Origin of the sequence: Nonomuraea rhizosphaerae (assembly GCF_019396405.1) — a bacterium.
In the GTDB taxonomy this organism is placed as follows: Bacteria; Actinomycetota; Actinomycetes; order Streptosporangiales; family Streptosporangiaceae; genus Nonomuraea; species Nonomuraea rhizosphaerae.
The window spans coordinates 1-10,056 of record NZ_JAHKRL010000271.1 but is presented as its reverse complement, the minus strand read 5'-3'; the positions used below and the strand labels follow the sequence as shown (position 1 = coordinate 10,056).

The following is a 10,056-nucleotide window of genomic DNA, read 5'->3' as shown; positions in this document are numbered from 1 at the left end:
GCGTCCGGCTCAGCGCCTCGTTCATGCCGTCGCTGAGCGTCGCCGAGGGCAGGCGGGCGGGCGAGCGGGTGGCCGCCCTGCCGCCGGAGGAGCGGCCGACGGCCGCCTTCTGCGCCAACGACCTGCTCGCCCTCGGATTCCTGCAGGCCATGGCCGTGCGCGGGGTGCGGGTGCCGGACGACATGGCGATCGTCGGCTACGACGACATCGACTTCGCCGGGGCCGCCGCCGTGCCGCTGTCGTCGGTGCGGCAGCCGCGCGAGGTGCTCGGCCGCACCGCGATCGACCTGCTGCTGGAGGAGGTCGCCGCGCCCGAGCTGCACCGGCACCGCCAGGTCATCTTCCAGCCGGACCTGGTGGTCCGCCAGTCGAGCGAGCACAAGAGGAGCCCCGGGTGAGCGAACACAGAAGGAGCTCTGGGTGAGCGGGCGCAGAAGGAGCCCCGCGTGAGCGACGTCTACCGCAACCCGCTCGCCTGCCAGGACGACCTCGACGGCTTCCGGCTGGAGGGCGAAGGGGCGGTGTCGTTCCCGCAGGGCCGGATGCGGCTGGAGAGCCTGCGCCCGCCCTCGGACGGCCAGGCGGCCAACGTCGTGCTCTGGTGCCCCGAGGAGCTGCCCGCCGACGTCCGGATCGAGTGGGACTTCTGGCCGCTGCGGGAGCCGGGCCTGTGCATCATGTTCTTCCACGCCAGGGGCCGCGGCGGCGAGGACCTGTTCGACCCCGCGCTGGCCCCGCGCACCGGCCCGTACGAGCAGTACCACCACGGCGACATCAACGCCTACCACGTGTCGTACTTCCGCCGCATGTGGCCGTCGGAGCGTTCGTTGCACACCTGCAACCTGCGCAAGAGCCATGGCTTCCACCTGGTCGCGCAGGGCGCCGACCCGCTGCCCGCCGTGCTGGACGCGACCGGCCCGTACGCGATGCGCCTTGACGTCCTGTCCGGCGCGGTAACGTTCTCCGTCAACGGGATCGTCTCGTTCCGCTGGCTCGACGACGGCGGCACGGGCGGCCCCGCGCTGTCCGGAGGCAAGCTCGGCTTCCGGCAGATGTCGCCGATGATCGGCGAGTACGCGAATCTCCGAGTTGTCCCTCATTGACATTTGAGTCGATTCAACACTACTTTCGCAGCAACCGCCGTTCACCCGTCAGAAACGGGCCAGGAACGGCGGCGCAACACTCCACCCCGTGTCCGCGCACGCCACGAGAAGGTGGTGCCGGATGACCAGTCCCGCCACGTCGATCAGGATCCAGGCGATCTGCTCAGAGCTCTTCTGGGCGGCCAGGCTGAACCTCCTGTGGATCGTGTTCACCCTGCTGGGGGGCGTGATCCTGGGCCTCGGGCCGGCCACCGTCGCCGCGTACACGCTGGCGCGGCGGCACGTCCGGGGTGAATCGATTCAGGGCTGGGCTCCGTTCTGGGCGGTCTACCGGCGGGAGTTCGTCCGCGGCTCGGTGCTGGTGCTGCCGGTGGCGGCGCTGGTCACGCTCCTGCTGGCCGAGCACGCGTACTTCGCGGCGTCCGGCGCGCTGGGGCCGCGGATCGCGACGGACGTGGCGCTGGCGCTGCTGGCGGCGGCCGGGGTCTACCTCGTCCCGCTGTACGCCCACTACGACCTGCCGCCGTGGGCCTGCCTGCCGAAGGCGTCGCTGCTGGCGCTGACCCGTCCCGCCTCGACGGTGCTGTTGCTGTTCGGGCTGTCGGCGATCGTCTACGTGACCTCGGCGGCGCCCCTCCTCGCGCCGGTGATCAGCTTCGGCGCGTGGATCTGTCTCAACACGTGGCTCTGCCTGCGTTTCTTCGAGGAGAACGAGGCGCGCCTGCATTCGAAAGGGAACAACCCATGAGCCCATCTCGCCCCCGGCGGTTAGCCGCTGGTGTGTTAACGCTAACGATGGCTCTTGCCGCCTCCGCCTGCTCGGGCGGCGGCGGGAGCGAGACCGACGCCGGCACGCTGACCATGATGGTCCCGCTGTTCGGCACGGCCCCCGATCCCAAGGGTGAGATGCAGCAGGCGGTCGAGAAGCTGGTCGGCAAGAAGCTCCAGATCACCTGGGTGCCGAACGCCGACTACAACGACAAGACCAACGTCACGCTCGCCTCGGACAAGATGCCGCAGATCATGGTCATCCAGGGCGACAAGACGTCGTCGTTCGTCCGCGCCGCGGAGGCGGGGGCGTTCTGGGACCTGACCGACAAGCTGGACAAGTACCCGAACCTGAAGAACCGGGACCCGCAGGCCACGCGGAACTCCTCCATGAACGGCAAGGTCTACGGCATCTACCGGATCCGCCCCCTGCTGCGCTCCGCGGTCGTGATCAACAAGGAGTGGCTGGACAAGGTCGGCCTCAAGCTGCCCGAGACGGTCGACGACCTCTACGCCGTCGCCAAGGCCTTCACCGAGAAGGACCCCGACGGCAACGGCAAGAAGGACACCTACGGCCTCATCATCCCCAAGTGGCCCTCCCCGCAGTACGGCAGCGCCAGCCCGTACGACGTGATCGAGACCTGGTTCGGCGCCCCGAACGTCTGGGGTGAGCGCGGCGGCAAGCTCGTCCCCGGCTTCGACACCCCCGAGTTCGTCGAGGCGAACAAGTTCGTCAAGAAGATGGTCCAGGAGGGCCTGGTCAACCCCGACTACGCCACGCTCGACTCGGCCAAGTGGAACGACCCGTTCGTCCAGGGCAAGGGCGGCATGATCATCGACGTCAACGTCCGCGGCACCCAGCTCCTCGACCTGTACAAGGAGAAGGACCCGCAGAACTTCGACAAGGTCGCCACGGTCGGCAACCTCAAGCGCGCCGACGGCAAGAAGTTCTCCTACCCCTTCACCGGCTACAACGGCGTCATCGCGATCCCGCGCCAGAGCGTGCAGACCGAGCAGCAGCTCGACGCGGTCCTGACGGTCCTGGACAAGCTGGCCTCCAAGGAGGGCGGCATCCTGCTGAGCAACGGGATCGAGGGCCGCAACTTCAAGCTCCAGGACGGCGCCGCCCTGCGCGTCAACCAGGACGACCCTCAGATCAAGACCCTCCAGCAGGACATCGACAAGGCGTTCATCCAGCTCGGCACCACGGCCAGCGTCGGCATCGGCGCCTACCCGGAGGCCTACGAGGACAAGCCGCACCAGGAGCAGGTCACGCTGCGCAACAAGCTGGCCGTCGAGGACCTGAAGACGGCCGTGCACAACCCGGCGCTCCCGCTGATGGCGCCCACCAGCATCGCCAAGGGCCAGACGCTCGACCCGATCATCACCGACGCCCGGGTCAAGTTCATCTCCGGCGCGATCGACGAGGCGGGCCTGAAGGCCGAGATCCAGCGCTGGTACGCCAACGGCGGCACCCAGATCGCCGCCGAGACCAACGACCTGTTCGCCAAGATCGGCCACTGACGGTGTGCCCGAGGGGCCCGGGACGCCGGCCCGGGCCCCTCATGTGAAAGAAGGAGGCCGCTGTTGGCCACCGACCTGGCGCCGCCTCCCGCGAAGGCGGCGCTCAAGCCCGGGCGCCGCCGCCCCAAGGTGACCCTGCGCACCGCGCTGGTGCGCTACCGCTGGCTGTACCTGATGCTGCTGCCGGGCCTGGTGTACTTCGCCGTCTTCAAGTACCTGCCGATGTACGGCGTGAGCATCGCCTTCCAGGACTTCCTGCCGTTCCTGGGCTACTCCGGCAGCCCGTGGGTGGGCTTCAAGCACTTCGAGGAGCTGTTCACCGGCCCCGACTTCGGGCGCCTGATGTTCAACACGCTCCTGCTGGCGCTGCTGACGATCCTGCTCGTCTTCCCCGCGCCGATCATCGTCGCGCTCATGCTGAACGAGCTGCGCCACAGCGTGCTCAAGCGCTCGATCCAGTCGCTGATCTACATCCCGCACTTCCTGTCCTGGACGATCGTCGCCTCGCTGACGTTCCTGCTGCTGTCGGTCGACTTCGGGGTGATCGCCCAGTTCATCCACTCGCTGATCGGCGGCAGGAACGTCGACTACGTGGCCCAGCCCGAGTGGTTCCGGCCGATCATCGTCGCCCAGCTGCTGTGGAAGCAGACCGGCTGGGGCACGATCATCTACCTGGCCGCGCTCGCGGGCGTCAACCAGGACCTGTACGAGGCGGCGCGCATGGACGGCGCCGGCCGCTTCCGCCAGTTCTGGCACGTCACGCTGCCCGCGATCCGCCCCACGATCGTCGTCATGGCCGTGCTCACCTCCGGGCACCTGCTGGACACCGGGTTCGAGCAGATCTGGCTGATGACCGGCGCGCTGAACCGCTCGGCGGCGGACGTGTTCGACACGTTCGTGTACTACATGGGCATCACCCAGGGCGCCTTCAGCTACTCCACGGCGGTCGGCCTGTTCAAGGGCCTGGTGGGTGTCCTGCTGATCTTCGGCTCCAACTGGCTGGCCAAGCGCCTGGGCCAGCGGGGCCTGTTCTAGGGAGCGCGCAGGATGTCCAACCCGTCCGTCAAGCACCAGCACACGCTCGCCAGCCGCGTCTTCGACGTGCTCAACGTGGCCGTGCTGCTGTTCCTGGCGCTGATCACGATCCTGCCCCTGCTGTACGTGCTGGCCGGGTCGTTCGCCTCCGAGTCGGAGATCGCCTCGCGGCCGTTCTTCCTGTGGCCGGAGCGGTTCGTCACCACCACCTACGAGTACATCTTCGACTCCGGCACCTTCGTCCGGGCGCTGCTGACGACGATCGGCGTGACGGCGGTCGGCACGGTGGTGCAGGTGATGCTGACGTTCACGATGGCCTACCCGCTGGCCAAGCGGTACCTGCCGGGCCGGGCGCTGGTCCTGAACCTGGTCATCTTCACGCTGGTCTTCAGCGGCGGCATGATCCCCACCTACCTGGTGGTGCGCAACCTGGGGCTGCTCGACAGCTACTGGGCGCTGATCCTGCCGCTGGCCATCAACCCGTTCTACCTGATCATCGTCAAGAGCTTCTTCCAGGAGCTGCCGCAGGCGCTGGAGGAGGCCGCGCGCATCGACGGCTGCAACGAGATGGGCGTGTTCTTCAAGATCGTGCTGCCGCTGTCCAAGCCGATCATCGCGACGTTCTCGCTGTTCTACGCGGTGGGCATCTGGAACGACTACATGTCGCCCCTGCTCTACATCGACGACTCCAGCAAATGGACCCTCCAGGTGCTGGTCCGCCAGCTGACCAGCCCTGACGCGCAGAACGCGCTGGCGATGCTCGAATCGGTGTTCTTCCCGACCGAGGGGCTGAAGTTCGCGGTCGTGGTGATCGCGACGCTGCCCATCCTGCTCTTCTACCCGTTCCTGCAGAAGCACTTCGCCAAGGGCGTGCTGATCGGATCCGTGAAGGAGTGACCCCATCTTGAAGCCGACCACGCTGCGGTGGCTGGACCGGCCCGGCGAGCAGGGGACGACCTGGGGCGTCCCGTGGCCGCGCGGGGCCGTCGCGCAGGGGGCGCCGTACGCGCTGCGCGACGCCGACGGCCGTGACGTGCCCGTGCAGAGCTGGGTCAGCGCCACCTGGCCGGACGGCTCGGTCAAGTGGTCGGCGCACGCGATCGGCGCGCAGGAGCCGCCCGCGCGGTCGTACGAGCTGGTCAGCGGCGCCGCGGGCGGCGCGCCGCAGCGGCCGGTCACCGTCGGCCGCGACGGGGGCGTCCTGCGGGTCAGCACCGGCGTCGTCACCTGGACGATCGAGGAGTCCGGCGACACCCTGGCCCGCTCGGTCGCCCACGGGGCGCGCGAGGTCGCCAGGGACGTCCGCCTGGTCAGCCTGCACCAGGACGGCCCTGCCCCTGACGAGGGCGGCACGGTCGCCCGCGAGCCGGCCACGGGCGTCGTGCGCCGGGTCACGGTCGAGCAGGACGGCCCGGTCAGGGCGGTGATCCGGCTGGAGGGCGACCACGGGAACCGGTTGCCGTTCACCGTCCGCCTCTACTTCCACGCCGGCGCCGAGCAGGTGCGCGTCCTGCACACCTTCGTCTGGGACGGCGACCCCGGGCGTGACTTCCTGGCCGGGCTCGGCCTGCGCGCCGACGTGGTCATGCGCGACGAACTCCACGACCGGCACGTGCGCCTGGCCGGGCAGGACGGCTTCCTCACCGAGGCCGTGCGCGGCCTGACCGGGCTGCGCCAGGACCCGGGCGAGGCCGCGCGGGCGGCCCAGGTCGCCGGCCGGCCCTGCGGCCCGATCGCCGGGGAGGTCGCCCGCCGCCTGCACCTGATCCCCGCCTGGAACGACCACACCCTCGACCAGACCTCCGCCGACGGCTTCACCCTGCGCAAGCGCACCGCCGAGGGCCACGCCTGGGTGACGATCCCCTCGGGCACCCGCTCGGCCGGGTACGGCTACCTCGGCGGCGTCTCCGGCGGGCTCGGGTTCGGGCTGCGCGACCTCTGGCGGCTGCACCCGGCCCGGCTCGACGTCCGGAACGCCGCCACCGACCTGGCGACCGTGACCGTCTGGCTCTGGTCGCCCTCCGCCCCCGCCATGGACCTGCGCTTCTACCACGACGGCATGGGCCAGGACACCTTCGCCGAGCAGCTCGAAGGCCTGGAGATCACCTACGAGGACTACGAGCCGGGCTTCGGGGACGCCCGCGGCATCGCGCGTACGCACGAGCTGACCCTGCGCGCCTGCGCGGCCACGCCGTCCGCCGAGGCCCTGGCCGGGCACGCGGCGGCCATGAACGAGCCCGCGCTGCTGGCCGCCGCCCCCGCCCGGATCCGCGAGGCCGGCGTGTTCGGCGACTGGGCGCTGCCCGACCGCTCGACGCCCGCCCGCGCGGAGATCGAGGACCGCCTCGACTTCCTGTTCGACCACTACGTGCGCGAACGCGAGCAGCGCCGCTGGTACGGCTTCTGGGACTACGGCGACGTCATGCACACCTACGACGGCGACCGGCACACCTGGCGCTACGACGTCGGCGGCTACGCGTGGGACAACTCCGAGCTGTCGCCCGACCTGTGGCTGTGGCTGCAGTATCTGCGCACCGGGCGGGCCGACGTCTTCCGCCTCGCCGAGGCGATGACCCGCCACACCGGCGAGGTCGACGTCTACCACCTCGGCCGCTGGAAGGGCCTGGGCAGCAGGCACAACGTGCAGCACTGGGGGTGCAGCTGCAAGCAGTCGCGCATCTCCAACGCCGCCTACCGGCGCTTCTTCTACTACCTGACCGCCGACGAGCGCACCGGCGACCTGCTGGACGAGCTGGCCCGGCCGGAGGAGACGTTCCTCGGTCTCGACCCGCTGCGCAAGGTGCGCCCCGACGTCTACACGCCCGACCCGTCCGCGCTGTCGGTGGGGCTCGGCACCGACTGGGGCGCGCTGGCCGCCGCCTGGCTGACCCGCTGGGAGCGTCACGGCGACGAGCACGCCAAGGACCGGCTGCTGGGCACCATGGCGGGCATCGGGGCGCTGCCCCGCGGGTTCCTGACCGGCGAGGGCCGTCTCGACCTGGCCACCGGCCGGTTCGACACCACGCGCGAGCAGATCTCGGTCTCGCACCTGTCGTCGGTGTTCGGGCTGCCGGAGATGTGCTCGGAGCTGATCTCGCTCGGGCTGGACGTGCCGGGGTTCGAGCGGGCCTGGCTCGACTACTGCCGCCTCTACCTGGCCCCGCCCGAGCAGCAGGCCGCCGAGGTGGGGCAGGCGCTGAGCGGGATCTCGCTGATCCAGGCGCACAGCCGGCTGACCGCGTACGCGGCGGCCCGTACGGGCGACGCGGACCTGGCCGCCTGGGCGTGGCGCAAGTTCTTCCTCGGCGAGGGCGACCAGCTCAATCGCAATCGCTTGCAGAGCCAGGGGGACTGGCGGCTCACCCGCGTCGAGGGCCCGGCGGTCCTGGCGCCCGTCGTCGAGGCGCCGTTCGTCTCCACCAACGACGCCGCCCAGTACGCGCTGGCCGCCATCCAGAACCTGGCGCTGATCGGCGCGCACCTGCCGGAGCGTTAACGGGAGGTGGGGGCGCCTCACGGGGGCCTACACTGATCGGTATGCACACTCCCGATTGATGGCGTTCGCACGCCCACCCTTTCGTACCCCTAGCACGGGAGTGTTCCGTCACCATGATCATCGCCAATGACATAGAGCTGCGCGCGGGCGCGCGCCTGCTCATCGAGAACGCCTCTTTCCGGGTCAACCCGGGTGACAAGATCGGCCTCGTCGGCCGCAACGGGGCCGGCAAGACCACGCTCACCAAGGTGCTGGCCGGCGAGGGGCTGCCCGCCGCCGGCTCCGTGCACACCACCGGCAGCGTCGGCTACCTGCCCCAGGACCCGCGCACCGGCGACCTCCAGGTGCTGGCCCGCGACCGCATCCTGTCGGCGCGCGGGCTCGACGAGGTGATCCGCAAGCTGCGCGAGGCCGAGCTCGGCATGTCCTCCGCCGACGAGCGCACCCGCGAGAAGGCGGTGCGCCGGTACGGCCGCCTGGAGGACCAGATGCACGTGCTCGGCGGCTACGCGGCCGAGTCCGAGGCCGCCTCCATCGCCTCCAGTCTCGGCCTGCCGGACCGGGTGCTGGGGCAGGCGCTGGAAACGCTTTCGGGGGGCCAGCGCAGGCGCGTCGAATTGGCGCGAATTCTTTTCAGCGGCGCCGAAACTCTCCTTCTCGACGAGCCGACAAACCACCTAGATGCCGACTCAATCGGGTGGCTTCGTGATTTTTTGCGATCTCATCAGGGCGGCTTGGTGATCATCAGTCACGACGTCGGCCTTCTTGAAGCGACGGTCAACAAGGTCCTGCACCTCGACGCCAACCGCAGCGTGATCGACCACTACAACGTCGGCTGGAAGGCCTATCTGGCGCAGCGCGAGACCGACGAGAAGCGCAGGAAGCGCGAGCGCGCCAACGCCGAGAAGCAGGCCGGGGCACTGCTGTCGCAGGCCGACAAGATGCGCGCCAAGGCGACCAAGGCCAAGGCCGCCCAGGACATGATGCGCCGCGCCCACCGCCTGCTGGCCGGCACCGAGGAGGAGCGCAAGGGCGACAAGGTCGCCAAGCTGCGCTTCCCCGAGCCGCTGCCCTGCGGGCGCACCCCGCTGATGGGGGAGGGGCTGTCCAAGTCGTACGGGTCGCTGGAGGTCTTCACCGACGTCGACGTGGCCATCGACCGAGGTCACCGGGTCGTGATCCTCGGGCTCAACGGCGCCGGCAAGACCACGCTGCTGCGCCTGCTCGGCGGCGTCGAGCAGCCCGACAGCGGCGAGATCAGGCCCGGCCACGGCCTCAAGGTCGGCTACTACGCCCAGGAGCACGAGACCCTCGACGGCGATCGGACCCTGCTGGAGAACATGCGCTCGGCCGGCGGCCAGTTCACCGACACCGAGTTGCGCAAGGTGCTGGGGTCGTTCCTGTTCTCCGGCGACGACGTCGACAAGCCCGCCGGCGTCCTGTCCGGCGGCGAGAAGACCCGGCTGGCGCTGGCGATCCTCGTCCTGTCAAGTGCCAATGTCCTGCTGCTCGACGAGCCCACGAACAACCTCGATCCCGTCAGCCGCGAGCAGGTCCTGAACGCTCTGAGGTCGTATTCAGGAGCGATCGTCCTGGTCACGCATGACGAGGGTGCCGTTGACGCCCTTTCACCGGATAGGGTGATCTTGCTGCCAGACGGAACTGAAGACGCTTGGAGCGAGGAATTTTCCGATCTTGTGGCACTTGCCTGATCTTAATTTGGGTGGGTACGGATCTTTTCCCGTGGAGTAGGTAGCCGATCCCGCTGAAATGACTGATCATGGCGGAGTAACGCTGCGGAAGTCCGGCACTACAGGAGGTACTCGTGGCCGAGACACTGAAGAAGGGCACCCGGGTAACCGGGGCCGACCGGGAAAAACTGGCCGGTGATCTCAAGAAGCGCTATGCCGCGGGTGAGAGCATCCGCGCCCTGGCCGCTTCGACCGGCCGGTCCTACGGGTTCATCCACCGCATCCTGAGCGAGTCCGGTGTGACTCTGCGCGGGCGCGGGGGGGCTACCCGAGGCAAGTCCAAGCGCTGAGGGCCGCCTCGGAACGTGCGACCGCAGCCGCTCGTCCCAAGTCAGCCGCCGTCGCGCCCGAGCCAGAATCATATTCTGTAAGCTCGGGC

General features: G+C 69.5%; 9 protein-coding genes. All 9 read left to right on the top strand.

Annotation, left to right across the window (positions count from 1 at the left end; all coding sequences use genetic code 11):
• Positions 1–398, top strand: a 398-nt coding sequence (locus KME77_RS13480) for a substrate-binding domain-containing protein (protein WP_219466587.1), incomplete at its 5' end; no start/stop codon positions are given.
• Between the two features lie 48 nt (positions 399–446).
• Positions 447–1,103, top strand: coding sequence for a DUF1961 family protein (locus tag KME77_RS13475; protein ID WP_219466585.1), 657 nt, complete (start codon positions 447–449; stop codon positions 1,101–1,103).
• 121 nt (positions 1,104–1,224) lie between these two features.
• On the top strand, positions 1,225–1,851 hold the full coding sequence (locus KME77_RS13470) for a YesL family protein (RefSeq protein ID WP_246609700.1): 627 nt from the start codon (positions 1,225–1,227) through the stop codon (positions 1,849–1,851).
• Between the two features lie 47 nt (positions 1,852–1,898).
• The gene (locus KME77_RS13465; protein WP_246609699.1) at positions 1,899–3,395 is read left to right on the top strand and encodes an extracellular solute-binding protein; all 1,497 of its coding nucleotides are present in this window, start codon (positions 1,899–1,901) and stop codon (positions 3,393–3,395) included.
• A 63-nt stretch (positions 3,396–3,458) separates the two neighbouring features.
• On the top strand, positions 3,459–4,430 hold the full coding sequence (locus tag KME77_RS13460) for an ABC transporter permease (protein ID WP_246609698.1): 972 nt from the start codon (positions 3,459–3,461) through the stop codon (positions 4,428–4,430).
• 12 nt (positions 4,431–4,442) lie between these two features.
• Positions 4,443–5,327, top strand: coding sequence for a carbohydrate ABC transporter permease (locus tag KME77_RS13455; protein ID WP_219466582.1), 885 nt, complete (start codon positions 4,443–4,445; stop codon positions 5,325–5,327).
• A 7-nt stretch (positions 5,328–5,334) separates the two neighbouring features.
• Positions 5,335–7,926 carry an exo-rhamnogalacturonan lyase family protein gene (locus KME77_RS13450; protein WP_219466579.1) on the top strand — a complete coding sequence of 864 codons (2,592 nt, stop codon included), beginning with the start codon at positions 5,335–5,337 and terminating at the stop codon, positions 7,924–7,926.
• A gap of 113 nt (positions 7,927–8,039) precedes the next feature.
• On the top strand, positions 8,040–9,638 hold the full coding sequence (locus KME77_RS13445; RefSeq protein WP_219466572.1) for an ABC-F family ATP-binding cassette domain-containing protein: 1,599 nt from the start codon (positions 8,040–8,042) through the stop codon (positions 9,636–9,638).
• Positions 9,639–9,751: 113 nt separating this feature from the next.
• Entirely contained in the window at positions 9,752–9,967 is a 216-nt protein-coding gene (locus tag KME77_RS13440; RefSeq protein ID WP_020547488.1) for a helix-turn-helix domain-containing protein, read from the top strand.
• The last annotated feature ends 89 nt before the right edge of the window (positions 9,968–10,056 follow it).